The following is a 25,829-nucleotide window of genomic DNA, read 5'->3' as shown; positions in this document are numbered from 1 at the left end:
AGTGCCGCCTGCTTTCGCCCGGATCATCTTTGCGGGGGCAATATGCACTGGGTCATTCCCGCCATGTTTACGCTATAATCCCGCCCTTTAGCTGCCACTCGCCCATTGCGAGGGCACATTAATCTTTGAGGCGCCTTGCGCCTGCATGCAGACTAAAGAGGCTAGACCCCTGTGGCATTGACGATTCTTGGCCTGTCCGGCGCCCTTAGCCATGATCCTTCCGCAGCGTTGTACATCGACGGCAAGCTGGTCGCGGCGGCTGAGGAAGAGCGCTTTGTGCGCGATAAACATGCAAAGAACCGCATGCCTTACGAGTCGGCGAAGTTCTGCCTCGAGCAGGCCGGCATCAAGCCATCCGACGTTGATGTGGTAGCGATTCCGTTCGCGCCGATCAGCCTGTTCGGCAAGGCTCGCTGGCATTACGCCAAGCGTTACTGGTACGCCCCGGACCGCGCGCTCGACGCGATCCTGATGGGTAACCGTCGCTACAAGCGCTATCGCAACAAGATTGTCTGGTGCCTCGAGCAATTGGGCTTCGATCCGAAGAAAATCAAGATCGAACCGGTCGAGCATCACCTGGCTCACGCCTCCAGCGCTTATCACTGCTCCGGTTTCAAAGAGAAAACCGCGATCCTCGGGATCGACGGCAAGGGTGAGTACGCCACGACCTTTTTCGGTTACGGCGAAAACGGCAAGATCCACAAGATCAAGGAATTCTTCGATCCGGACTCCCTCGGCGGCCTGTACGGCGCGATCACCGAGTTCCTCGGTTTCGAGATGCTCGACGGTGAGTTCAAGGTCATGGGCATGGCGCCGTATGGCGATGCCAGCAAATACGATTTCTCGCGCCTGGCTTCGTTCGAGAACGGCGAGCTGGTGATCAACACCGACTACGCCAACGTCATCGGCCTGCGTCGTTATAAAGAGAAGGGCAAAGGTTTCTACTTCTCGCCGAAGCTGATCGAGTGGCTGGGTCCCAAGCGCGAAGGCGACATCGCCGACGAGCCGTACATCCACTACGCCGCAAGCATGCAAGCGCTGTTCGAAAAGATCTCGCTGCAGATGATCGACCATTACCTGGGCGACGTGCTCAAGGAAACCGGCAAGCTGGCCTTCGCCGGTGGCTGTGCGTTGAACGTCAAGCTGAACCAGAAGATCATCGCCCGCGATGACGTCAAAGAACTGTTCGTGCAGCCGGCGTCCGGCGATGCCGGCACCGCGGTCGGCGCGGCGGCCTATGTGTCCCACGCCCGTGGTGTGCCGGTCGAGAAGATGGAACACGTCTACCTCGGCCCGTCGTACACCAACGAAGACGTCCTCGCTGCATGCGCCCGTCACCCGAGCAAGCCGGTATGGCGCAAGCTTGAGAACATGCCGGAAAACATCGCCAAAATCATGGTCGACGGCAACCCGGTGGCCTGGTTCCAGGGCCGCATGGAGTTCGGTCCGCGCGCCTTGGGCGGTCGTTCGATCATCGGTTGCCCAAGTGCAACTGGCGTGGCTGACCGCATCAACCACCAGATCAAGTTCCGCGAGCGCTGGAGGCCTTTCTGCCCGTCGATGCTCGACACCGTCGCACCGCAGATGATCAAGATCGATCACCCGGCGCCGTTCATGACCTTCACCTTTGAAGTGGCGGAAGAGTGGAAGACCCGCGTGCCGGAAGTCGTCCATGAAGACGGCACCTCGCGGGCCCAGGTGCTCAAGCGCGAATACAACCCGCGCTACTACGACATGATGAAGGCGCTGGAAATGCTGACCGGTAACGGCGTGTCGCTGAACACCTCGCTCAACCGTCGTGGCGAACCGATGATCTGCTCGCCGACGGACGCCCTGAACATGTTCTTCGGTTCCGATCTACAGTATCTGATCATGGAAGACATCCTGGTGGTCAAAGAGGGCGCGGACGCATATGACACGCTCGGCTGAACGCCATGTGCTGCAGTTCTGTCACGGCTATGACGGGCCGTTTCTGGACTGTGCCCGGCAGTACGCCAGCCTGTTCGCGGGGACCGGTTATCGAGTGACCACGGTGTTTTTGACCGGGTCTGCCGATGCCGAAGTCGCCGCGGGCTGTGCTTCAGATGAAGTGCTGTTCATGGAATACAGCTCCAAGGCCATTCGTGGCCTGAAGCTGGGCGCCATCAGCGATCTGCGCAAGATCGCCGCCTCGCGCAATTTCAGTTTTTGCATCGCTCACCGTTTCAAACCTATTTATATCGCCTTGCTCGGCACGTCGTTGCCGGTGATTGGCGTGCATCACGCGTTTGACGATTACAAACGCGGCACACGTAAACTCTTCGCGAATATTTTCCGCAAGCGCCTGAGCCTGCTCGGGGTTTCCGATGCCGTGCGCGACGACATGCGCCATTGCCTGCCAAAGTGGCCGGCGGCGCGGATTCAGACGCTCTATAACCGTATCGATGTGCAGACCTTGCAGGACAGTCAGGTGTCGGTTCGCGAGGCCCGGGAAACCCTCGGTCTGGCGCCGGATGCCTGGGTTGTCGGCAATGTCGGACGGCTGCATCCGGACAAGGATCAGACCACGCTGCTGCACGGTTTTGCCGCGGCGTTGCCGGGTTTGCCGGCCAGCAGCCAGTTGGTGATTCTCGGTGCCGGTCGACTGGAACAGGACCTCAAGGCCCTGGCCCGTGAGTTGGGTATCGGCGACCGCGTGCTGTTTCTCGGTCAGGTGCCTGAGGCTCGGCGTTATTTCCGTGCCTTCGATGTGTTTGCCCTGAGTTCCGATCACGAACCGTTCGGCATGGTGCTGCTGGAGGCCATGGCCGCCGGTGTGCCCTTGCTCGCCACGGCGTGTGGCGGGGCGAAAGAAGTGGTCGAGGGCGTTGGTATTCTGTTCCCGCTGGGCGATGCCGAACACTTGGCTCAAGGGCTGCAACATCTGGCCGCGATGGACGAGCAGCAACGTCACCAGTGCGCCGAGCTGATGCTCGATCGCTTGCGTGAGCGCTTCTCCGACCGCGCGGTGCGCGATGCTTTCTGGCGTTTGCCGCACGTTACCGAACTGGCGCCGAGGGGCTGATGCTCAACCGATTTCAAGGCTGGCGCGAACGTGGCTGGGCGGTAGTCGACGCCTCGACATATGCTCAAGCCTGGCAACGATATGGCGGCAGCGTCGCCACTCATCCCATGGTGGTCGAGCGGCTTGCGCAGTTGGCCGACATTCCTGTGCGCTACCTGGCCTGGGAGCAAAACGGTGAAGTCAAAGCCGCGATCCCGACTTGGGGGCGCGACCTCGCCTTGTCCAAGGACGTGCTCAAGCGCTGCGGTAAAAAAGGTCTGTTCGACCTCGGCAATGCCGAGTTCATCCTGCCGGCCGCTGCCGATGCACAAGCGCCGCTGCGTCATCGTGGACGCTACCTGTCGGCACTGAATGAAGGCCGCTTCACCGGCATCAAGTTGCAGGCTGAACAGTTGGCGATGGCCCGCACTCCCGAAGAACTGTCGAAGAAGTTTCGCTACAACCAGCGCCGTGAATTGCGATTGCTGGAGGAAGCGGGCGGAGTGGTTCGGCCTGTCGCCGAGTTTTCCAGCAGTGAACTGGCGGCGATCTATTGCGATCTGTTCCAGCGTCGCTGGGGCTTCCCGGCGACGGGGGCCGAGCGCATGGCTGAGGTCATCGAGTTGCTGCGTGATTTGCTGATCGGCTCGGTGATTTTCCTCAACGATGCGCCAATAGCGATTCAACTGGTCTACCGTGTCGAGACACCGCAGTGGATCAGCGTCGAGTACATCAACGGCGGCGTCGATCCCGAAACCCGCGAATTCAGTCCGGGCAGCGTGCTGAGTTTTCTCAATACGCAAAGCGCCTGGGAGCATGCCCGGGCGTTGGACAAACCGCTGCGCTTTTCTTTCGGTCGCGCCGACCGTGAATACAAGGATCGCTGGTGCAATCCTGTGCCGGTGTTCACCGTATGAGTCAGCCCATGAACCGCAAACAGCAATTGCTCAAGCGCCATCGGCGCAACAAACGCGTCGGTCTGCTCATCGCGCTGGTGCTGTTGATTGCCACGGGTGTGCTGGTGACCTGGTGGCTGCCGCTGGTGCTCGCGGTTCTAGGCTGGATTGCCCACGAGGCCTGGTTCGCCGACCACCTGTTTTATTCGCCCAAAGACGATTACCAGTACAGCTTTCCACCGTACACCCAGCAGCCCAAGGTTCACCTTGACGGTGAGCGTTTGCGTCTGGACGACGGCGTCATGCTGGTCGACGACGCCACGCTGGTTTTGGCGCTGCGGATAAAAAGCACCTGGCTGGGACGCTTTATCGATCCCGTGGTCGAGTTGTCGGGGGGAGATAACCCAGACCGACAAACCTTCGAACGTGGTGTGAACGGCCTGCGTTACCTCAACCTCAGTGGTCAGGCGCAGGTTCTGTCGCAAGGTGAACTACGCCTGCGCGGGCGTTTCTGCCGACTGCTGGGTGAGCCGGTACTCAGGGCATTCGAGTATCCGGATTACAGTCGTCAGCGAGTGATGGTGATCGCGCCCCACGCCGACGATGCCGAGTTGGCTGCATTCGGTTTGTACAGCAGCGCCAGCCAAAGCTGGATCGTGACCTTGACCGCCGGTGAAATCGAGGCCGGGCACTATCAGCAGATGGGGCTCAATGGCGTCGAAGCGTCCCGGTTGAAAGGCTCGCTTCGCGCCTGGGATAGCATCAGCGTGCCGCTGTGGGGCGGCGTTCCTCAGGAACGCTGTATTCAGTTGGGGTATTTCTGCCTGCAATTGCCCGCCATGCAAAGCGCGCCGGCCGAGGCCGTGGTGTCCCGTGAGGCACAGCTTGGCGATACCCGATATTTTCGACGGTTCAATCCGTTTGCCCTGGGCAGTGACGTCGATGGCATACCGTCCTGGAACAATCTGCTGGCCGACCTGAGTGAGTTGATCGAGCGTATCCAGCCCCAGGTCATCGTTTTGCCACATCCGCGTTTCGACCCGCACCCAGACCATCTATGCTCACAGCAAGCGGTGATGCAGGCACTGAACGGAACCGCCTGGCAGCCCGAAACCTTGTTGCATTACGCCAATCATCTACACGACAACGATCGCTGGCCAATGGGTGATGCCAGCACCGGCGTGACACTGCCACCACAGATCAATAATCACGAACCGTTGCGGCCCTGGGCGCTGTGTCTGTCGACCGAAAAGCAGTGGCACAAGGCTATGTCGTTGGGCATGATGCACGACCTTCAGCCCCGACTTCCCCTCAAGCGTCTGCTTCGCCGGGCGATCCAACGTTGTCTGGCGGCCCGACACTGGCCGGCTTTCGGCGAAAACGAGTTCTTCCGAAAAGCGGTGCGACGCCACGAATTATTCTGGGTCCAAGAGCTGTCTGGAAAGAGAGAGACCAATTGAAAGTTCTGTTTCTGGTGCAGAAAGAGCAGCGAGCGATCCTCGATCGACTGTATGACGGTATCGCCGAGCACTGCGACTGCGACAAGCGTGAGCTGACCAGCGCGGAGCAGGACGACTTGCGTGGATACTTTCGCAAGCATGTCGATGTGACCCGCTACGACCGGATTGTTTTTTTTCTGCGCTTCAAAAAAGAAATCAGACAGGTGAGGTTCATCCAGACCCTGCCCAATCTGGTTATTCTGGAACACGACGCGTACCAGAATTACATCCCGTGCAAGTACACCGGCAAGTTCAGCGCGCATTACCGCAAGCTACCCTGGGCGCGGGTGATCAGCTCGGGCTTCATGGTCAGCCAGCGTTTGCGTGATGAAGGGTTTGACGCGCATTTCGTGCCCAAGGGCTACGATCAGGCGCTGTTGCAAAACTGCCAGCGTGAACGGGATATCGAGCTGGGTTTTGTCGGCAGTCTCAACAGCGTGGCGTATGCCGGGCGCAAGGCCATGCTTGAGTCCGTGGCCGAAGTGGAGAACCTGCTGATCACCCGCACCAAGTCGGGTGAGGAATACTGCGAGACGTTGAGCCGGATCCGTTACTTCGTGAGTGCCGACGTCGGCATGGGCGAATACATGATCAAGAATTTCGAGGCCATGGCCTGTGGTTGTGTGCTGTTTGCTTACGATCAAGGGGAAGCAGAGAATCGCGCGCTGGGGTTTGTCGATATGCACAACATCGTGCTCTATCGAACCCGCGACGAACTCAGGGAAAAACTGGCGGTGTTGCGCGAGTCCCCACAGCTGACCGAGACGATTTCATTGGCCGGACAGGCTTTGGTAGAGGAGCGTTACACGTTCCGGGCTGTAGGGCATGCGATTGTCGACGCCCTGCGTGCGCCGCTACGCGAGCACGTCCCGCTGGGCTGGAAAGAAAAATTACGCTTGTCGCTGGGGCTGTGAAGCCGGGCGATTAAACAACCTATGGTGCGGTGCAAATAAATGCTGTTCAGCGAGACTAGCGACATTTCGGTTGTAATCACTAGTTGCGGTCGCTTCGATTTGTTGAAGCGTACCCTCGAAACGTTTGACCGGTTCAATACGGCTCCCATCCGTAAAGTGTTCATTACAGAGGACTCCGGCGACAGCGCCGTAGAGGCCTGTATTCCGGAGCACTGGAGGGCGCATACCCAGTTCTTCATCAACAAGCCACGCCTGGGTCAGTTGCGATCTATCGACGCCGCTTACGCTCAGGTGCAGACATCGTGGATTTTCCACTGTGAAGACGACTGGGATTTCTACCGCGAAGGGTTCATCGAAGAGTCCCAATGCCTGCTGGAGGAAGATCCGCAGGCACTGCAGGTGTGGTTGCGCAGCTTCAATCATGACCTGATGGTTCACAGTCCTTACGTGTTCCTGAACGAGCGCAAAGTCAGCCATGGCATTCCTTTCTACGTACTGGGCTCGCAAAAAGCCGAGTGGCAAGGTTTTTCCTTTAATCCAGGGCTGCGCCGTCGTGCGGATTACTTGTTGCATGCACCCTATTCCGGATTTTCCGGTGAGAAAGACCTGTCGCGTCTGTATGCTGGCGAAAATCGTTATGCGTTGATTCTGGAAAACGACGCGGTATTGCATACCGGTTTCGGTGAGCATGTGGTGGTCCCCAAGGAACGGGAGAACAAATTACGGCGTAAACGTCTCGATCGGCTGAAGCTGATCGCGGCTCTTATTTTGGGTCTGGCAATAGGTTGGGTGCTCCATGGAATTTAGCGGCATGAAGCCAGGAAAGAACACAATGGTGTATTTCGCAGCGGCGCTCTGTCTGTTTCTTTTGAGCTTTGTGGTGGGCTGGTCGTCGAAGTGGACCAACAACCTGTTCTACGCCTTGATGGTATTGCCGGGCCTGATCTTCCTGATCAAGGAACGCGGTGCGGGCTTGCTCAAGGAACCGCTGGCGTGGGGTTGGCTGGCGTTCATTCTATGGTTTCTGGTGCCTGCGACGATTGCAGGGCAGATGCAGTTCTACAAACACGTCTTCTATGTACTGATGTTCGTCATGGTGGTCGGCGCCTTCACCGATCCGCAGTTCTTCCGCAGTGCGGCGTTTGTTCGCGCTCAGTTCTGGATCCTGACGTTGTACATTTTCAGCAGCGCGCTCTACGGTTGGACAACCGGTGAATTCGCCGTGGGCGGCCGGCTGGCGATACTTCCGGCACGCTTGGAGAACGTCATCTACGCCAGCATTTGGCTGTTCTGTGCGTTGGCGCTGGCGCTGCCTCTCTGGCTCAGGGAGCGGAAGTATATCGAAGGTGGCCTGGCCATCGTTTTGTCGGTGTTCGCGGTAGCCTTTGTGCTGCAGACGCGTACTGCGTTTGTGGGGGCCGTGTTCCTGTTTGGTATGTGGGTGCTTTACGGCATTTACCACAGGCCGCGGCTGGTAGGCGGTGGGGTGGCAATTTGCGCAATTGTTTTAGGCCTGCTGTTCCTGGTGGTGCACAACGAAGCCTGGTACCAGTCCCTCTGGAACCGAGGTGATTCGTACCGCATCGAGATTTTTCATATCATGGTCGGCGAGTGGCGCCACTGCGGCTGGGCACTGGGCTGCGGCATCAGCTTTCACACCGACCAGGTACTCGATGGCGGGATGGCGATTCAGCATCCGCACAACATTTTCGTAGCGCTGGGGCTGTACAGCGGCGGGGTTGCGCTGGCGTTGTTCGTAGCACTGATGGCCGCAAGCCTTTGGCAGGCCTGGCGTCTGCGCGACGCGTGGGGTATGTACCTGGCGTGTGCGCTGGTGATGCTGAACTTCGATGGCAGTTTGCTGATCGGTAACCCTGACGAGTTGTGGCCACTGGTGCTGCTGCCCGCCGCGATGATCCTGTCTCGCGTGCTGAAGGCGCGACAACCCGCGCTGGCGTAATGCCTGGCCTTCGCCTCCTCCCCGGAGGCGAAGGTCGTCAGATTATTTTTGCAGGGCGACGCTCAGCTCCTCCGGGGAGCAGATGCTCTGGGTCTGGCCATAATGGTGCATGAAGACTTCGCCGTGACCGTCGAGCAGCCATTGCCGATCTTGCGGGTAACGCACCATATGCTTGAAGTTGCGCAGCCGCAGAGTCTTGCGCAACGGACGGCGATACACCCGCATGTCGGCGATGTCGATCAGGCCCAATTGATGCTCGGGTGTGAGCACGATGTTGCCCAGGTGCGCCGAGCGAAAATAAATCCCCCGCTCATGCAAAGTGGCCATGAAAACCCCCAATTGACCGCGCAACGGATCGGCATCGCCCTGGACGTCCAGCAGCTGACGCAGTGTCTGGCCCGGCAGTGGATCGTAGTGCACGGCATCACGTTCGATACTCGCAATACGGTAAACCTGACGAATCGACGGGCAGGGGATGTGCCGTTCACGCAACGCATCGCAGTTGTCGGCAAAGCGTTTGGCGTACGGGTACCACGCGGCCGACGTCAGCAGGCGTTTGCGGCGAAACAGTTTGAGTATTGAACCGTCCGTCAACCGCAGAACCTTGTCCCCCGAACCATCCGCTTCAAGGACTTGTGCTCCCTCGCGCAGGGCGAGATATCGGGTGTGATCAAGCGCTTGCATCAATACTCCGGGTAGGGCGCCGTGAGGCATGGATAGCCGGCCATGTTACCGCAGCTCAGCGACTAAAATGGGGCCTGTGTTACACTCGCGGGCTCTTTTCTCATACAACGGGTTCTCATGACCAGCCCTGATTCGCCTGCGCCGTCGAGCTTGAAGATTTACCTGCGCCTGCTGTCGTATGTGCGCCCGTACTGGGGCATGTTTGCCATCAGTATTGTTGGCTTTGTGATTTTTGCCTCGACGCAGCCCATGCTCGCAGGGATTCTCAAATATTTCGTCGATGGCCTGAGCAACCCCGAAGCGGTGCTCTTCCCGACTGTTCCCTATCTGCAAGACTTGCAGTTGCTGATGGCCGTGCCGCTGCTGATCATCCTGATCGCCGCCTGGCAAGGCCTGGGGTCTTTCCTGGGTAACTACTACCTGGCCAAAGTCTCCCTTGGGCTGGTCCACGACTTGCGTGTCGAGCTGTTCAACAAGTTGCTGGTATTGCCCAACCGTTATTTCGACACCCATAACTCCGGGCACCTGATTTCGCGCATCACCTTCAACGTGACCATGGTCACCGGTGCTGCCACGGACGCCATCAAAGTGGTCATTCGTGAAGGCCTGACCGTGGTGTTCCTGTTTGCTTACCTGCTGTGGATGAACTGGAAGCTGACCCTGGTGATGCTGGCGATCCTGCCCATCATCGCGATCATGGTGAGCAGCACCAGCAAAAAATTCCGCAAGCAGAGCAAAAAAATCCAGGTGGCGATGGGCGACGTAACTCACGTGGCCTCCGAGACCATCCAGGGCTATCGCGTGGTGCGCAGCTTTGGTGGCGAGAGCTATGAAGAGCGTCGTTTCGCCGAAGCCAGCCAGGGTAACACCGACAAGCAACTGCGCATGACCAAGACCGGTGCGGTCTACACGCCCATGCTGCAATTGGTGATCTACACCGCCATGGCGGTGCTGATGTTCCTGGTGCTGTTCCTGCGCGGCGACGCCACCGCCGGTGACCTGGTGGCCTATATCACCGCGGCGGGCCTGTTGCCCAAGCCGATTCGGCAGTTGTCGGAAGTCAGCTCGACAATCCAGAAAGGCGTTGCCGGTGCCGAGAGCATTTTCGAGCAACTGGACGTCGAACCAGAGATTGACCAGGGTACCGTGGAGCGCGATCGCGTCAGCGGCCACCTGGAAGTGCGCAACCTGAGCTTCACCTATCCAGGGACCGAGCGTGAAGTGCTGAAGAACATCAGCTTCACGGCGGCACCGGGGCAAATGGTCGCCCTGGTTGGTCGTTCGGGTAGCGGCAAGTCGACCCTGGCCAGCCTGATTCCGCGTTTCTATCACCACGAAACCGGCGAAATCATGCTCGATGACGTGGAAATCGAAGACTATCGTCTGCGCAATCTGCGTCGACACGTGGCGCAGGTGACGCAGCATGTGACCTTGTTCAACGACACCATCGCCAACAACATCGCTTACGGTGACCTGGCCGGTGCACCGCGTGCCGACATTGAAAAGGCCGCCACGGATGCTTACGCGATGGACTTCATCTCGGAGATGCCGCAAGGCCTGGACACTCAGGTCGGCGAAAACGGCGTGTTGCTGTCCGGTGGCCAGCGCCAGCGCCTGGCGATTGCCCGGGCCTTGTTGAAGAACGCACCGTTGCTGATTCTCGACGAGGCAACGTCGGCACTCGATACCGAGTCCGAGCGGCACATTCAGGCAGCACTGGACCAGGTCATGAAAGGTCGCACCACACTGGTGATTGCTCACCGGTTGTCGACCATCGAGAAAGCCGACCTGATCCTGGTCATGGACCATGGCGAAATCGTCGAGCGCGGCACCCACGCTCAACTGCTGGCGCAAAACGGCTACTACTCGCGCCTGCATGCGATGGGCCTCGACGCCCCGGTTGGCGACATCGCCTGACCCCACAAAAGGGGTGGGCCTGGCTCACCCCTTTTGCACATCCGGCGTGCAATGCGCCCGGTGATTGCTATCCAGATATTTACCCTTTTTTGACCAATCCTGAATAAATCTGCGCACCGCGGTCGGATTTTCTGATCAATAAATGATCAGAAAGCGCCGCCGAATCATCCCGTTGCAGCCGTCACACAAGCCCACGCCAACCCTGTGTTAATATCGCGCCCCTGTTCATTTTGTATGTGGGTTGCTCCATGAAGTTGTCCATGCCGCGATTCGATCAAGCCCCTGTCTTGGTGGTCGGCGATGTCATGCTCGACCGTTACTGGCATGGTGGTACCTCACGGATTTCCCCTGAGGCGCCGGTACCGGTAGTCAAGGTCGAGCAAATCGAGGACCGCCCGGGCGGTGCCGCCAACGTTGCGTTGAACATTGCCGCCCTCGGTGCACCGGCCTCGCTGGTCGGCGTGACCGGCGACGATGAAGCCGCCGACAGCCTGGCCAATAGCCTCAAGGGCGCCGGCGTACGGGCGTTGTTCCAGCGCATCGCGCACCAGCCGACTATCGTCAAGCTGCGGGTCATGAGCCGTCACCAGCAACTGCTGCGTATCGACTTCGAAGAACCTTTCGCCACCGACGCGTTGGCGTTGGGCGAGCAAGTCGACGAATTGCTCGAAGGCATCAAAGTGCTGGTGCTGTCCGATTACGGCAAAGGCGCGCTGAAAAACCATCAGGTGCTGATCCAGGCGGCCCGTGCCCGTGGCATTCCGGTGCTGGCCGACCCCAAGGGCAAGGATTTCTCGATCTACAGGGGTGCAAGCCTGATCACCCCGAACCTCAGCGAATTCGAAACCATCGTCGGCGGTTGCGCCGATGAGCACGAGCTGGTGAGCAAGGGCGCGCAGCTGATGCACGACCTCGACCTCGGCGCGTTGCTGGTGACCCGTGGCGAACACGGCATGACCCTGCTGCGTCCGGATCATCCGGCGCTGCACCTGCCAGCCCGAGCCCGTGAAGTGTTCGATGTGACCGGTGCCGGCGACACGGTGATTTCCACCCTGGCGGCCGCCATTGCCGCTGGCGAAGAACTGCCTCACGCGGTGGCGCTGGCCAACCTGGCGGCGGGCATCGTGGTCGGCAAACTGGGTACGGCAGCCATCAGCGCACCGGAACTGCGTCGCGCCATCCAGCGAGAAGAAGGTTCGGAGCGCGGTGTACTCGGCCTTGAGCAGCTGTTGCTGGCGGTCGATGATGCGCGTGCGCATAAAGAGAAGATTGTCTTCACCAACGGCTGCTTCGACATTTTGCACGCCGGCCACGTGACCTACCTCGAACAGGCGCGGGCCCAGGGCGATCGCTTGATCGTTGCGGTCAATGACGATGCGTCGGTCAGCCGCCTGAAAGGGCCGGGGCGTCCGATCAACAGCGTCGACCGTCGCATGGCCGTACTGGCAGGTCTGGGCGCCGTGGATTGGGTGATCAGCTTCGCTGAAGGCACTCCGGAAAACCTGCTGCGCGAGGTCAAGCCGGATGTGCTGGTCAAGGGCGGGGACTACGGGATCGAGCAGGTTGTCGGCGCAGACATCGTGACCGCTTACGGCGGAACGGTGAAAGTGCTGGGGCTGGTGGAAAACAGCTCGACTACCGCGATTGTCGAGAAAATCCGCAAGTCCGAGTGATGCCAGAAATGATCGCAGCCTCGTTTCACTCGACAGCTCCTACAGGAAATCGCATTTCAATGTAGGAGCTGTCGAGTGAAACGAGGCTGCGATCTTTTTGTTTTTAAGAGCTGACTTTCTTGCGCGGTACGATTCTCTTCAGCAATTGCTTTGCCTTCCCACGCAACCGCGCCAAACCGGAATCCTTCCCTGGTGGGCTCAAGCCCTGTTGTCGCACCCAATCCTTCCAGCGAATCCGCTCATCCCTCACCAGCCAGCCTTCCTGCTGGGCAAAACTCTCTGCCAGGTACAACCCGCGAGTACTCGCCGGGTACAGCTGATCCTTTTTCAAGGTATAGAGCTCGGCCATCGGCTGGCCGTCCTGCAGCGGCATCAAGTACAAATCGGGACGTTTGCGATCGAGGCGGGCCACCAGTTGATCGCCTTCCAGTCGTTCGTCGACATGGAACAGGCTCAGGGATTTGGCTTCCTTGGGCACGTCCAGGCGCAAGTCATAGATCAATTGCAGCGAGGCCGTCGGTAAATGCACGTAAGCCCGTGGGCGTTCGATCAACTGCATCTTGGCGCAACGCACCGGCCGCGCCGATCCGGACAACGGCGTCAGGCGAAACGGCAGGGCTTCGCGATAATGCAGCGCGGAGGAGTAGGGCGCCGGCAGCCAGGTGTCGTTAAAACGCCCGCCGAGCCAGCCTTCCGGAGTTTCCAGCAGACACTCTTCGGCAATTTCCTGAATCGCGGTGTGCAGCGGCAGGTTCAGCTCATGGGCTGGCACGTAACCGGAGATTAGCTTGAGCACCACGTCGCCGCGGTCTTGCCGACGCTGACGCACCAACACCCAGTAATCGCGGTTCTGCCAATGCAGGGTCAGGCGCACTGAAACCCCGAGGTTGGCCAGCTCAAGCGAAAACCGCTGAGTGTCGGCTACCGTCACCGGGCGGCGACGTTGCAGCGTCTGGGAGAAATTGAGCGGCATCCCGACGCTTTGATAACTCAGGCCTTCGGGAGTCGCTTCGACGAATAACGGCAGGGTCTTGAAGTTGCTCGGGTTCTTTCTTATGAGCGTACGCGGCATGTCGGCTCCTGCTTAAGGCCGCGTGGGCGGCATCAGTTTCTACGTAGGACCTGGGCAACGGTCGCGACGTTATGGGCGAGGTGCAGCGGATTAATGGTCCCGACAATAGCACTGGCAACACCCGGATGTTCAAACAACAACTCGAAGCTGGCGCGCACCGGGTCGACGCCCGGGCTCAGGCATACATGACCGCTGGCCAGGGCTTTCTTGACCAGAATGGCTTTGCCGTGAGCAGCAGCATAGTCAATGACCGGCTTCTCGTTCTGTTCGTTCAGATTGTAGGTGACCATCGCGCAATCACCTTGTTCCAGAGCCTTCAAACCACCTTCGACGGTTTTGCCGGAAAAACCGAAGCCGCGAATCTTGCCTTCACGCTTCAACGCCGCGAGGGTCGCATAGACTTCGCTGTCGTTGAGGATCGCCAGGTCGTTGCCGTCGGAGTGCACCAGCACCAGATCGATGAAGTCCGTTTCCAGCCGTTGCAGACTACGTTCCACCGACAGTCGGGTATGAGCGGCGCTGAAGTCATGATGGGACTGACCGTCGGCAAACTCTTCGCCGACCTTGCTGACGATCACCCAATCCTGGCGCTGCCCACGCAGCAACGGACCGAGGCGTTCTTCGCTGCGGCCATAGGCCGGGGCCGTGTCGATCAGGTTGATGCCCATGTCGCGCGCGAGTTTAAGCAGCATGCGCGCTTCGTCATCATCGGGAATCTGGAAACCGTTGGGGTATTTCACGCCTTGGTCGCGGCCGAGTTTTACCGTGCCCAGGCCCAGTGGCGAAACCAACAGGCCGGTGCTACCCAGCGGGCGATGCAGATCGTGCAAGGTCGGTTGGCTCATGGCAGCAGTTGCTCCCAGGCAGGGACGCCCATCGGCGGTTTTGGCAGGTCGGGAAGCGGGGCAGAATGGCTTGGCTGGATGCCGTCGCGCTGCAAGGACGCGATGACGCGATCAGCGAAGTCCGGAGCGAGCGCCAGTTTGGTTGGCCAGCCGACCAGCAGCCGGCCTTCTTCGGCAAGGAATGCATTATCAGGACGGGTCAGTCCCGATTGCAGTGGCTCGGCGCGATCCACTCGAAGGGTGGCCCATTGCGCTGTGCTCAGGTCGATCCAGGGCAGCAACTGACCGAGTTCTTTCTGCGCGGTGGCGATTTGCTCGGCGGGTTCGCGGGCGACACCTTCGGCTTCAGCGATATCGCCGCCCAGATACCAGACCCACTGACCATCGGCGGCCGGATGGGTGGTCACGGTAATGCGCGGCTTGGTGCCGCCGCCCAGGCAGTGGGCATACAGTGGTTTGAGGCCCGGGCCTTTGGCGATGATCATGTGCAACGGCCGGCGTTGCATGGCAGGTTGGCTCAGCCCCAGCGCTTCGAGCAGCGCAGCCGTACCGGCCCCGGCGCTCAAGACGATGCGCTGGGCGCGAATCTCGCGCTCGTCGACCTTCAGGCCGACCAGAATGCCAGCTTCCAGCAACGGTTCGATGTTCTGACCAGCGAGCAAACCATCACCCGCCAGATCGGCCAGGCGCTGAATCAGGCTCGGCACGTCGATCACCAGTTCCGCCAGGCGATAGACTTTGCCCTTGAAGCGCTTGTCTTGCAGGGCGGCCGGCAGTTGCTCGCCCTTGACCTGATCGACACGGCCGCGCACGGCCTTGCTGGCGAAGAAACTGGTGAGATTGCCGGCGATCGTGCCGGGGGACCAGAGGTAATGGGCTTCGGACAGTAGGCGCACGCCGGTCAGGTCCAGTTCGCCATCACCGGCCAGGGCTTCACGCCAGCGCCGAGGCATGTCGGCGATGGCTTCCGAAGCACCGGTCAGGGCGCCATGCAGCGCGTACTTGGCGCCGCCATGGATGATGCCTTGGGATTTCACGCTTTGCCCGCCACCGAGGCTGGCGCTTTCCACCAGCACGGTCGAAAAACCCTGACGGCGCAGGCGCGCATTCAGCCAGAGGCCGGCGACACCAGCGCCGACAATCAGAACGTCGGTGGAAATAACGGATGGCATGCAGCGACCTCAGTGTTCAAGACGAGGGCGCAGTATACAGACTCGACGAAGAGGGGATTTGTAGGCGCATACAAAACCTGTAGGAGCGAGCCTGCTCGCGATGGCGATGTGTCAGGCACCTTTTCAGTCGACTGGCACACCGCTTTCGCGAGCAGGCTCGCTCCTACAGGGGATTGGTGGTGTCAGTTAGTGGCCGGCGGTTTTGGAAAATAGTTGGATCACGACGACACCGAGCACGATTAACGCCATCCCCATCATCGCCGGCACATCCAGTTTCTGCCCGTAGATAAACAGCGCCGCGACGCTGACCATCACGATCCCCATGCCGGCCCACACTGCGTAAGCGACGCCCACCGGAACGCTGCGCACCACCAGCGTCAGCATCCAGAAGGCGATGCCATAACCCACAATAACCAGAATCAGCGGCAGCGGGGTGCTGATGCCTTTGACCGCTTTCATCGAAACAGTGGCGATCACTTCGGCGCAGATGGCAATGGCCAGGTAGTAGTAAGCGGTCATGGGTGCATCCTCGTGTGAAGTGTTGCTTTCTGAGGTCGGCATTTTAGAGATTCTCCAGATGCGGTAAAGTCATTACCTATCTGTTCTGAAGATGGGTTGAGCCATGAACACGCAATGGAATCTGGAGCAGCTGCGGCTGTTCGTCAGCGTAGCGGAGCAGCGTTCGTTTTCTGCGGTAGCGCGGGATCAGCGCAAGGCGCAGTCGGCGGTCAGCAGTTCGATTGCGCTGTTGGAAGAGGACCTGGGCGTCAGCCTGTTCGACCGCAGCAGCGGCCGCCAGCCGAAACTCACCGAGGCCGGCAATGCCTTGCTGGAGGAGGCACGGGAAGTGCTGCGCCAGTGCGAACGGCTTAACGGCCGGGCGCTGGCGATGATGCGTGGCCAGGAGGCTCGTTTGCGTGTGGCCCAGGATGAGGCGATGCCCTATCAGCCGATCATCGAAAGCTTCGAAGCGCTGGCCGAAAAATTTCCCAGCCTTGAAGTGCAACTGACCAGCGCCGCCCAAGGAGATGTGGCGCGTAAACTGGTGGAGCGTCGGGCCGATCTGGGGTTGCTGTTTTATCACGACCAGATTCCCGAAGCGCTTGAGCGGCGGGTGTTGGGCAGCGTTGAGATGGTGACTGTCTGCGGTGTCGGACATCCATTGGCGCAGCAGAAGCAGATTGATTGCCAGCAAATGGCGCAGCATCGGCAGTTGCTGATGTCCACACAGTCGAGTGTCTACCCCGGCAGCGAGCCGGCCAGTCCGCAAGTCTGGCGGGCCGACAGTTTCTACGTGATGGCTGAATGGCTGGTGCGTGGGCTCGGCTGGGCCTGGCTGCCGCGACACGTGGTGCAGTACCCGGCGTATCAGGACCTGATGGTCGAACTGGTCAGCGAATGGACCCCGCCAGCGCTGGTGGTTGAGCTGGTCTGGCGCCGCGACGAACCTCTCGGCCCGGCGGCGCGTTGGCTGGCGGAACGTTTTGCCGTGCACTTGCAGGCGATCGGTCAAAAAAGCCGATAAACTCCGCCGCCATGAATAGAACTCTCTACACCGCGCTGTTTTACCTGGGGCTGCCATTGGTAGCGATTCGGCTGTGGCTGCGTTCGCGCAAGGCACCCGCGTACGCCAAGCGCATTGGCGAACGTTTCTCCCTCGGGTTACCGGCGATGAAAACGGGCGGCATCTGGGTGCATGCGGTGTCGGTGGGCGAAAGCATTGCCGCGGCGCCGATGATTCGCGCCTTGCTGCAACGTTATCCGCAGTTGCCCATTACCGTGACCTGCATGACCCCGACCGGGTCCGAGCGCATTCACGCGCTGTTCGCCAATGAGCCGCGCATCCAGCACTGCTATTTGCCTTACGACTTGCCTTGCGCAGCGAAGCGATTCCTTGATCGGGTCCAGCCGAAACTGGCGGTGATCATGGAAACCGAACTGTGGCCCAACCACATTCACCAATGTGCGAAGCGCGGCATTCCGGTGGCGTTGGCCAATGCGCGACTGTCCGAGCGTTCGGCCAGGGGCTATGGCCGCTTCAGGAAACTGACCCAGCCGATGCTCGCCGAGATGAGCTTGTTCGCGGTGCAGACCGAGGCCGAGGCCCAGCGCTTCCGCGATTTGGGTGCGCGTTCGCAAACCGTGGAAGTGACCGGCTCGATCAAGTTTGACCTGACCATCGACCCGGCACTGCTTCAGCGTGCCGCCGAGTTGCGTGCGCAATGGCAGGCGCAGGAGCGTCCGGTGTGGATCGCCGCGAGTACTCACGAAGGTGAAGACGAAGTGGTGTTGGCGGCTCATCGTCAGTTGCTGGCCAATCATCCCGATGCGTTGCTGATTCTGGTGCCGCGCCATCCCGAGCGATTCAACCCGGTGTTTGAGTTGTGTCGGCAGCAGGGCTTCGCCACGGTCCGTCGTTCCACTGGCGAACCCGTCACCGCCGGTACGTCGGTGCTGCTGGGCGACACCATGGGTGAGTTGCTGTTTCTGTATGCCTTGGCTGACAGCGCTTTTGTTGGCGGCAGTCTGGTGCCGAACGGCGGGCACAACCTGCTGGAACCGGCGGCTTTGGCCAAACCGGTATTGAGCGGACCGCATCTGTTCAATTTCCTCGAAATCGCCGCGCAATTGCGCAGTGCCGGGGCGTTGCAGGAAGTGGAGGATGCTGAAGGTCTGGCGCTGGCGGTGCAGCGGCTGTTCGAGTTGCCGCGCGATGCGCAGCGGATGGCGGAGGCGGGGTTGAAGGTGATGCGCACCAATCAGGGCGCGTTGCAGCGGTTGCTGGATGGGTTGGGGCGGTTGATCGACCGATAGACCAAAAAGATCGCAGCCTCGTTTCACTCGACAGCTCCTACAGGATGAATACAAATCCCATGTAGGAGCTGTCGAGTGAAACGAGGCTGCGATCTTTTGCTTTTTATTGCGTTGGTTTAGCCCTCATCTGCTCGGCCGCAGCCTTGGCCAGGTCCGGCGGCAGGAAGTCTTTATCCGGGTTGTAATCGGGCTTGAGATAACGCGCCAGGTCCTGCAAATCCCCCGGGTTCAACGTGCCCGCGGCCTGCTTCAAGCGCAGGTTATCGAGGATGTAGTCGTAACGCGTGTTGTTGTAGTCACGCACCGAGGTGTACAGCTGACGCTGCGCATCCAGTACGTCGACGATGTTTCGTGTGCCCACCTGATAACCGATTTCGGTCGCTTCCACCGCGCTCTGGTTGGAGATGATCGACTGCTTGCGCGCCTGTACCTGTTCAACGTCGGTGTTTACTGCGCGATGCAGGTTGCGGGTGCTTTCGACGATTTGCCGACGCAGGGATTCGCGTTGCTGCTCGGACTGGTCCAGCTGTGCATACGACTGGCGCACCTGGGAGTTGATCAGACCGCCGCTGTAGATCGGGATGTTCAGTTGCAGGCCCACAGTGGTCTGGTCCACGTTGCCCTTATAAGGCTGGCCTATGAAGTTGGGGTTGCTGAAGCCGAGAGCATCGTTATCACCTTTCTCGTACTTCGCCACGGCATCCAGGGTCGGCGCGTGGCCGGCTTTGCGCTGCTTCAGGGTTTCTTCGGCGGCACTGACGGCGTAGTTGCTTGCCAGCAAATTCAGGTTCTGTCTGGCGGCGGTGTCGACCCAGGCCTTGGCATCATTAGGTGCTGGCGGCAGGATCGGCAGGGTGTGGACGATGCCCTGAATCGAGTTGTACTGACGGTTGGTCAGGGTGATCAACGCTTCGAATGCATCATCAACCTGGCGTTGCGCAACAATGCGGTTGGCTCGCGCGGTGTCGTAACTGGCTTGCGATTGCAGCACGTCGGTCTTGTCCGACAGACCGACATCAAAGCGCTCGTTGGATTGATCGAGCTGGCGTTTGAATGCGGCTTCTTCGGCCTTGGTCGAGGCCAGGTTGTCCTGGGTGCGCAATACGTTGAAGTAGCTTTCGGCGGTCTGCAGGATCAGATTTTGCTGGGTCGCCGAGAGTTGCAACGCAGCCTGTTCATTCACGTCCTTGGCGGCCTGAAACTGGAACCAGCGATCGGCTCGAAACAGCGGTTGCGCCAGAGTGGCCTGATACGAATGAGCATTGCGGCTGAAGGTGGACGAAGGCTGATCGATCGACGTGCGCACGTTGGCCATTTCGGCACCGCCAGAGAGGTTCGGCAGCAACCCGGCGCGGGCCTGGGGCACGACTTCTTTCTGGGCGCCATATTGAGCAATGGCTGCAGCCAGGTCGGCGTTGTTGTCCACCGCTTCCTGGTAGACGCTGACCAGATCCGTCTTGGTCGATAAGGGCGCTTCTGCTGCCCAGGCCATTCCGTTGGACGCACAAGACACGGCAAGGGCCAGTGAAAGTTTGCGCAGCATGAGGCGATCCCTAAAAAATTACGCTGATAATTTGAGCGCCAAAGGTACGGCGCAGCCCGCACAGCGTCAAGGCGGGGAATGGGGTGCGAGTGTAGTTGGGCATCGGCATGGCAACAATCCTGTAATTACGCCATTCATCATGGTGTTTACCGCGGTGTTGGCGTTCTTTGCCAGTTGTGTCTAGACTGGCCGGGTTCTTGTCGGGGTGCCTTGCTATGAGGCTGAGATCGAATAATTTCGGATCCCGTTGAACCTGATCAGGTTAGCGCCTGCGTAGGGAACAAGATTTCTCGTCACCCGGCGAGTCCTCTTGTGCTTCGTCCGGGATGTTGTTCGACAATCGAACACCCCTCGAGCACTGAGCACAGCACAGCTGGTTTTCCCAGCGCCCGTGCGTCCATTCGATTACAGGTTCGCTCCGACAAAAATCCACTGCCTGGATGTGTCTGGAGAGCCCGTGATGACGATAAAACTAAAAAACACTACGAACCTGAGTGATTCGGCCCAAGTCGATCAGCAATCGGTTCAGCCGTTTACCCGCTCGCAAAAAATCTATGTTCAGGGTTCTCGCCCGGACATCCTCGTGCCGATGCGCGAAATCAGCCTGGATGTGACCCCGACCGACTTCGGCGGTGAGATCAACGCGCCTGTCGTTGTGTACGACACCTCGGGCCCGTACACCGACCCCAACGTCATCATCGACGTGCGCAAAGGCCTGGCCGATGTGCGTTCGCCGTGGATCGAATCCCGTGGCGACACCGAGCGTCTGCCGGGTCTGAGTTCCAACTTCGGCCAGGAACGCCTCGCCGATGCGGAACTGACCAAGCTGCGTTTCGCTCACGTGAACAACCCGCGCCGGGCCAAGGCCGGTGCCAACGTCAGCCAGATGCACTACGCCCGCAAAGGCATCATCACCGCCGAGATGGAATACGTCGCCATCCGCGAAAACATGAAGCTCGAAGTGGCTCGTGCCGCCGGGCTGCTGGACCAGCAACACGCCGGTCACAGCTTCGGCGCCAGCGTGCCGAAAATCATCACCCCCGAGTTCGTCCGTGAAGAGATCGCCCGCGGTCGCGCGATCATTCCGGCCAACATCAACCACACCGAACTGGAACCGATGATCATCGGCCGTAACTTCCTGGTGAAGATCAACGGCAACATCGGCAACAGCGCCTTGGGTTCGTCCATCGAAGAAGAAGTGGCGAAACTGACCTGGGGCATTCGCTGGGGTTCGGACACGGTCATGGACCTGTCCACCGGCAAACACATTCACGAAACCCGCGAGTGGATCATCCGTAACTCGCCGGTGCCGATCGGTACTGTGCCGATTTACCAGGCGCTGGAAAAAGTCGGCGGCGCTGCCGAAGACCTGACCTGGGAGCTGTTCCGCGACACGCTGATCGAACAGGCCGAGCAGGGCGTCGACTACTTCACCATCCACGCCGGCGTGTTGCTGCGCTACGTGCCGCTGACCGCCAAGCGCGTGACCGGCATTGTGTCCCGTGGTGGTTCGATCATGGCCAAGTGGTGCCTTGCGCACCACAAAGAGAACTTCCTCTACACCCATTTCGAAGACATCTGCGAAATCATGAAGGCCTACGACGTCAGCTTCTCGCTGGGCGATGGCCTGCGTCCGGGCTCGATTGCCGACGCCAACGACGCTGCGCAATTCGGTGAGCTGGAAACCCTCGGTGAGCTGACCAAGATCGCGTGGAAACACGAAGTGCAGTGCATGATCGAAGGCCCGGGCCACGTGCCGATGCAGTTGATCAAAGAGAACATGGACAAGCAGCTTGAGTGCTGTGACGAGGCGCCGTTCTACACCCTCGGCCCGCTGACCACTGACATCGCACCAGGCTACGACCACATCACCTCGGGTATCGGTGCGGCGATGATCGGCTGGTTCGGTTGCGCCATGCTGTGCTACGTGACGCCGAAGGAACACTTGGGTCTGCCGAACAAGGATGACGTGAAGACCGGGATCATCACCTACAAGATCGCCGCGCATGCCGCCGATCTGGCAAAAGGGCATCCGGGCGCGCAGATCCGCGACAATGCCTTGAGCAAGGCGCGTTTCGAATTCCGTTGGGAAGACCAGTTCAACCTGGGCCTTGATCCGGACACGGCTCGTTCGTATCACGATGAGACCCTGCCGAAGGATTCGGCCAAGGTCGCGCACTTCTGCTCCATGTGCGGACCGAAATTCTGTTCGATGAAGATCACTCAGGAAGTCCGCGAATACGCGGCCAACCAGCGTATCGAAACCGTCGACGCCGAAGTCGCCCAGGGATTGGCGGACCAGGCCGAGCGGTTCAAACAGGAAGGCAGTCAGCTGTACAAGAAGGTTTGATCTGACCGGCAACGCCTGTCTCTCAAGGCTGGCGTAGTCCCTGTAGGAGCGAGGCTTGCCCGCGAAGGCGTTTTTTCTGACACACCGCTTTCGCGGGCAAGCCTCGCTCCTACAAGGGGTGGTCAACACAACAACAAATGTCCCTCTGAGATAACACCCTTGAGCATTCAACCCAGCACATATTCCCCTGATATCGCGGTGCCCAAAGACAAACGCGTCTTCGGCGGCCGCGATCTGTTTTCCCTGTGGTTCTCCCTCGGCATCGGCCTGATGGTCCTGCAGACCGGTGCATTGCTCGCACCAGGTCTGGGCCTGTCCGGCTCGTTGCTGGCCATCTTCCTCGGCACGCTGGTCGGTGTTCTATTGCTGGCCGCGGTCGGCGTGATCGGCAGCGACACCGGCCTGTCATCGATGACCGCGCTCAAACTCAGCCTCGGCGCAAAAGGTGCGAGCCTGCCGGCCGTGCTGAACCTGCTGCAACTGATCGGTTGGGGGTCGTTCGAAATCATCGTCATGCGCGATGCCGCCAGCCTGCTCGGCGCACGGGCGTTCAGCGAAGGCAGTCTGCTGTCGAATCCGCTGCTCTGGACTGTGTTCTTTGGTGGTTTGGCAACCTTGCTGGCCGTCAGTGGTCCGTTGACATTCGTCCGTCAGATCCTGCGCAAGTGGGGCATCTGGTTGCTGCTGGCTGCGTGCATCTGGCTGACCTGGAACCTGTTCGCCAAGGCGGATCTGGCGGCGTTGTGGGCGCAGGCCGGTGACGGTTCGATGTCGTTCGCCGTGGGCTTCGACATTGCTATCGCCATGCCGCTGTCCTGGCTGCCGCTGATTGCCGACTACTCGCGTTTCGGCAAGCGTGCGAAAAACGTGTTCGGCGGCACGGCACTGGGCTTCTTTATCGGTAACTTCTGGCTGATGAGCCTGGGCGTGGCCTACACCCTGGCGTTCGCGCCGAGCGGTGAAGTGAATGCCTTGCTGTTGGCATTGGCCGGTGCCGGCTTGGGGATTCCGCTGCTGCTGATTCTGCTGGATGAGTCGGAAAACGCTTTTGCCGATATTCACTCGGCGGCGGTTTCGAGCGGGATTCTGTTGCGCTTGAAAGTCGAGCACCTGGCCTTGGCCATCGGCGTGATTTGCACACTGATCGCGTGCCTGGCGCCATTGGCCCAGTATCAAAACTTCCTGCTGTTGATCGGTTCGGTGTTTGCGCCGCTGTTCGGCGTGGTGCTGGTGGATCACTTCATCCTGCGCAAACGCAGTGCTCAGGTGGCGTCAGCTGCGTTGCGCTGGCCGGCGCTGCTCGCCTGGTTGGGCGGCGTGAGCACCTATCATTTGCTGGCTAATCTGTATCCGGATATCGGCGCAACCCTGCCGTCACTGATTCTGGCAGGGCTGCTGCAACTCGTGCTGGGTCGGGCTTTCAGTTACGGCCAGGAAACAGCTCGGGTTTGATAATGCCGTTCAGGCGGGGGTAAGGGATCTTCAGTTCGACGTGACCCAGCGCGTAAGGCGCGATGGTGCTCACTTCGTACTTGAGGATCACCCCGCCGTAGGTTAGCGCCACGTTCTGGGTTTTCTGGAACGGCCACTGCTTCACGAACTCCGGCTCCTGATCGAGCTTGGTGCTGATCAGCCAGCTGTTGTGCGCCACTTGCGCGGCTTTCCAGAACGCTTCTTCCTGCCCCGGCACCAACATGTCCGATAGCGTCAGTACTTTGTGTTGCTGGCGTGAATAGTTGATGAAGCTGCGGCCGGGTGTGCCATGGGCGCCGCCAGTGTCCAGGTAGCTGGAGAATTCAACGATCACCAAGCCGTCATGCTGCTCACGTACCTTGGCTTGCAGATAGCTGCTGTAGCGCGGGCCGGCACTGCTCAAAAACTGCTCGCGATACGCTGCCAGCGTCGGCGCCACCGGGGCGTCGGGCGAGGTGCGGGTCATTTGCAGCAGGCGTTTTTCAATGATGCCGTCCAGTTGCGGTTCGGCCGGGAAGCGCAGCGTATCGATGTTCACCAGCGGGCAGTCAGGTGTTGTGCAACCCGGTTTCAGCTGTTCGGATGCATCGCGGGTGGTTTCCAGCGGCGTCCGGTAGTTGGGTTGGAACAAACTCTGGCAGGCGCCCAGGGTCAGGGCGATTACAGCCACGGAGGCGATTTTAAAAAGCGACATGGGCGTCCTTCATAAAACAGGGAAAGGCAAAAAGTTATCCGCTTCGACTCTCAACGAAGCAGTCAGTTCGCCACTAAGCTAATTAGAGTTGGTTTCGCCCTCACCGTCTATCCCGCTGACTGTAAAGGGGCTGCATCAAAGGTCGCGGGCGCGTTAGGATGGCGCGAAGTCGAGGTTGCAAGTAACAAAAAGGAGCCTCATAACGGATTTGCAGTAAAGAGGATAGTCATGACTGATTTTGCCAACGCCATTCCGACCGCCGTTGATATCGTTCGGCGCGAAAGATGCTACGAGGGCTTCTACAAGCTCGATCGTGTGCACTTGCGTCACGAATTGTTCGCCGGTGGTATGAGTCGCGAGATCAATCGTGAAGTGTTCGTTCGCCACGATGCGGTGTGCGTGCTGCCCTACGATCCGCAGCGCGATGAAGTGGTGTTGATCGAGCAGTTTCGCGTCGGCGCCATGGGCAAAACCGACAATCCATGGCTGATCGAACTGGTCGCCGGTCTGATCGACAAGGAAGAAGTGCCGGAAGAAGTTGCTCACCGCGAAGGGCAGGAGGAAGCTGGGCTTGTGTTCGGGGCGCTCTGGCCGATGACCAAATATTTTCCATCGCCGGGCGGCAGCAATGAATTCGTGCATTTGTACCTGGGGCGTTGCGATAGCACCGGCGTCGGCGGCCTGCATGGGCTGGAGGAAGAAGCAGAAGATATCCGCGTCACGGTCTGGGCGTTCGAAGATGCCCTGCAGGCCGTACGCGACGGACGAATTGCCAACGCGGCCAGCATCATTGCCTTGCAATGGCTAGCTTTGAACCGCGCTGAAGTGAGGGGGTTATGGTCGTAAACAAACTGCGCGATCGCTATCGGGTTGACCTTGTGGGGCTGCAAGCCTCCTGCGAGGCCAACTACGCGCGCCTGATGCGACTGTTGCCGGACATGCGCAACGAGCCGGAGGCGCGGCGCATTGCCGTGACCCACGGCGACCAGATGCTCGGCGTGCTGGCCCTCGAAGTGCTGCAGGTCTGTCCGTACACCACAACCCTGCAAGTGCGCCAGGAACACAGCCTGCCGTGGCTGCCGGTGCCGCAACTGGAAGTCCAGGTCTATCACGACGCGTGCATGGCCGAAGTCGTCAGCGCCGAACATGCGCGACGCTTTCGTGGCATCTATCCTTACCCGAATGCCTCAATGCATCAGCCGGACGAAAAGGCCCAGCTGAATATGTTTCTGGGCGAATGGCTGAGCCATTGCCTGGCCTGCGGGCATGAGTACGCGGTCGTTCGTTAGATGTGAACTGCG

Annotated in this window: 22 protein-coding genes and 1 riboswitch; of the genes, 15 read left to right on the top strand and 7 right to left on the bottom strand. The window is 59.7% G+C overall.

Annotated elements, in window-relative coordinates; genetic code table 11:
* Positions 1-171 precede the first annotated feature (171 nt).
* Genes ABH912_RS17945 through ABH912_RS17915 form a run of 7 tightly spaced genes read left to right on the top strand, consistent with a single transcriptional unit; the run spans position 172 to position 8,291 of the window.
* Positions 172-1,929, top strand: a complete 1,758-nt coding sequence (locus tag ABH912_RS17945) for a carbamoyltransferase family protein (RefSeq protein ID WP_429511286.1) — start codon at positions 172-174, stop codon at positions 1,927-1,929.
* Positions 1,913-3,043 carry a glycosyltransferase gene (locus ABH912_RS17940; RefSeq protein ID WP_033055468.1) on the top strand — a complete coding sequence of 377 codons (1,131 nt, stop codon included), beginning with the start codon at positions 1,913-1,915 and terminating at the stop codon, positions 3,041-3,043. The genes ABH912_RS17945 and ABH912_RS17940 overlap by 17 nt, the downstream gene beginning before the upstream one ends.
* Positions 3,043-3,939, top strand: coding sequence for an antimicrobial resistance protein Mig-14 (locus ABH912_RS17935; protein WP_429511285.1), 897 nt, complete (start codon positions 3,043-3,045; stop codon positions 3,937-3,939). Before ABH912_RS17940 ends, ABH912_RS17935 begins: the two co-directional genes overlap by 1 nt.
* An 8-nt stretch (positions 3,940-3,947) precedes the next feature.
* Positions 3,948-5,378, top strand: a complete 1,431-nt coding sequence (locus tag ABH912_RS17930; RefSeq protein ID WP_429511284.1) for a PIG-L deacetylase family protein — start codon at positions 3,948-3,950, stop codon at positions 5,376-5,378.
* Entirely contained in the window at positions 5,375-6,331 is a 957-nt protein-coding gene (locus ABH912_RS17925; RefSeq protein WP_429511283.1) for a glycosyltransferase family protein, read from the top strand. Before ABH912_RS17930 ends, ABH912_RS17925 begins: the two co-directional genes overlap by 4 nt.
* Positions 6,332-6,370: 39 nt before the next feature.
* Positions 6,371-7,138, top strand: a complete 768-nt coding sequence (locus ABH912_RS17920) for a hypothetical protein (RefSeq protein ID WP_033055474.1) — start codon at positions 6,371-6,373, stop codon at positions 7,136-7,138.
* 25 nt (positions 7,139-7,163) lie between these two features.
* Positions 7,164-8,291, top strand: coding sequence for an O-antigen ligase domain-containing protein (locus ABH912_RS17915; protein ID WP_419866176.1), 1,128 nt, complete (start codon positions 7,164-7,166; stop codon positions 8,289-8,291).
* Positions 8,292-8,333: 42 nt separating this feature from the next.
* Here the strand turns inward: ABH912_RS17915 and ABH912_RS17910 are convergent, their stop codons facing one another.
* Positions 8,334-8,975, bottom strand: a complete 642-nt coding sequence (locus tag ABH912_RS17910; RefSeq protein ID WP_429511282.1) for a toluene tolerance protein — start codon at positions 8,973-8,975, stop codon at positions 8,334-8,336.
* Between the two features lie 117 nt (positions 8,976-9,092).
* On the opposite strand from ABH912_RS17910, the gene msbA reads away from it, so the two are divergent.
* Both msbA and hldE read left to right on the top strand, forming a co-directional pair.
* Positions 9,093-10,892, top strand: coding sequence for a lipid A export permease/ATP-binding protein MsbA (msbA, locus tag ABH912_RS17905; protein WP_033055482.1), 1,800 nt, complete (start codon positions 9,093-9,095; stop codon positions 10,890-10,892).
* Between the two features lie 248 nt (positions 10,893-11,140).
* The gene (gene hldE / locus ABH912_RS17900) at positions 11,141-12,565 is read left to right on the top strand and encodes a bifunctional D-glycero-beta-D-manno-heptose-7-phosphate kinase/D-glycero-beta-D-manno-heptose 1-phosphate adenylyltransferase HldE (RefSeq protein ID WP_033055483.1); all 1,425 of its coding nucleotides are present in this window, start codon (positions 11,141-11,143) and stop codon (positions 12,563-12,565) included.
* 103 nt (positions 12,566-12,668) lie between these two features.
* Here hldE and ABH912_RS17895 read toward each other — a convergent pair whose 3' ends face one another.
* The 4 genes from ABH912_RS17895 to ABH912_RS17880 all read right to left on the bottom strand — a co-directional run bounded on the left by ABH912_RS17895 (position 12,669) and on the right by ABH912_RS17880 (position 16,173).
* A complete protein-coding gene (locus ABH912_RS17895) occupies positions 12,669-13,637 on the bottom strand; it encodes a hypothetical protein (protein WP_008146227.1) in 969 nt (322 codons plus the stop codon).
* A gap of 32 nt (positions 13,638-13,669) precedes the next feature.
* Positions 13,670-14,482 (bottom strand): aldo/keto reductase, encoded by an 813-nt coding sequence (locus ABH912_RS17890; protein ID WP_429511281.1) that lies wholly within the window; start codon positions 14,480-14,482, stop codon positions 13,670-13,672.
* Positions 14,479-15,654: an NAD(P)/FAD-dependent oxidoreductase gene (locus ABH912_RS17885; RefSeq protein WP_429511280.1), complete on the bottom strand. Its 1,176-nt coding sequence runs from the start codon at positions 15,652-15,654 to the stop codon at positions 14,479-14,481. Before ABH912_RS17885 ends, ABH912_RS17890 begins: the two co-directional genes overlap by 4 nt.
* A 186-nt stretch (positions 15,655-15,840) precedes the next feature.
* Positions 15,841-16,173 carry a DMT family transporter gene (locus ABH912_RS17880; protein WP_033055625.1) on the bottom strand — a complete coding sequence of 111 codons (333 nt, stop codon included), beginning with the start codon at positions 16,171-16,173 and terminating at the stop codon, positions 15,841-15,843.
* Positions 16,174-16,276: 103 nt separating this feature from the next.
* On the opposite strand from ABH912_RS17880, the gene ABH912_RS17875 reads away from it, so the two are divergent.
* Positions 16,277-17,179 (top strand): LysR family transcriptional regulator, encoded by a 903-nt coding sequence (locus tag ABH912_RS17875; protein ID WP_429511279.1) that lies wholly within the window; start codon positions 16,277-16,279, stop codon positions 17,177-17,179.
* Positions 17,180-17,190: 11 nt separating this feature from the next.
* The gene (gene waaA / locus ABH912_RS17870; protein ID WP_429511278.1) at positions 17,191-18,468 is read left to right on the top strand and encodes a lipid IV(A) 3-deoxy-D-manno-octulosonic acid transferase; all 1,278 of its coding nucleotides are present in this window, start codon (positions 17,191-17,193) and stop codon (positions 18,466-18,468) included.
* Positions 18,469-18,571: 103 nt separating this feature from the next.
* Here the strand turns inward: waaA and ABH912_RS17865 are convergent, their stop codons facing one another.
* A complete protein-coding gene (locus ABH912_RS17865; protein WP_429511277.1) occupies positions 18,572-20,011 on the bottom strand; it encodes a TolC family outer membrane protein in 1,440 nt (479 codons plus the stop codon).
* A gap of 191 nt (positions 20,012-20,202) precedes the next feature.
* Positions 20,203-20,308, top strand: a riboswitch (TPP riboswitch).
* A gap of 163 nt (positions 20,309-20,471) precedes the next feature.
* On the opposite strand from ABH912_RS17865, the gene thiC reads away from it, so the two are divergent.
* Both thiC and cytX read left to right on the top strand, forming a co-directional pair.
* Entirely contained in the window at positions 20,472-22,361 is a 1,890-nt protein-coding gene (gene thiC, locus ABH912_RS17860; protein WP_033055492.1) for a phosphomethylpyrimidine synthase ThiC, read from the top strand.
* Between the two features lie 159 nt (positions 22,362-22,520).
* Positions 22,521-23,813, top strand: a complete 1,293-nt coding sequence (gene cytX, locus ABH912_RS17855; protein ID WP_429511276.1) for a putative hydroxymethylpyrimidine transporter CytX — start codon at positions 22,521-22,523, stop codon at positions 23,811-23,813.
* On the opposite strand, the gene ABH912_RS17850 is transcribed toward cytX, so the two are convergent.
* A complete protein-coding gene (locus tag ABH912_RS17850) occupies positions 23,782-24,528 on the bottom strand; it encodes an RsiV family protein (RefSeq protein WP_095127425.1) in 747 nt (248 codons plus the stop codon). The two genes, cytX and ABH912_RS17850, sit on opposite strands and share 32 nt — an antisense overlap.
* Before the next feature lie 228 nt (positions 24,529-24,756).
* On the opposite strand from ABH912_RS17850, the gene ABH912_RS17845 reads away from it, so the two are divergent.
* The gene (locus tag ABH912_RS17845) at positions 24,757-25,374 is read left to right on the top strand and encodes an NUDIX domain-containing protein (RefSeq protein ID WP_033055495.1); all 618 of its coding nucleotides are present in this window, start codon (positions 24,757-24,759) and stop codon (positions 25,372-25,374) included.
* Positions 25,365-25,817, top strand: coding sequence for a DUF1249 domain-containing protein (locus ABH912_RS17840; RefSeq protein ID WP_008153350.1), 453 nt, complete (start codon positions 25,365-25,367; stop codon positions 25,815-25,817). Before ABH912_RS17845 ends, ABH912_RS17840 begins: the two co-directional genes overlap by 10 nt.
* The last annotated feature ends 12 nt before the right edge of the window (positions 25,818-25,829 follow it).

The organism is Pseudomonas sp. BT76 TE3572, assembly GCF_050435365.1.
GTDB classification, from domain to species: Bacteria; Pseudomonadota; Gammaproteobacteria; order Pseudomonadales; family Pseudomonadaceae; genus Aquipseudomonas; species Aquipseudomonas fluorescens_W.
This window is presented reverse-complemented; position numbering and strand designations above follow the sequence as displayed.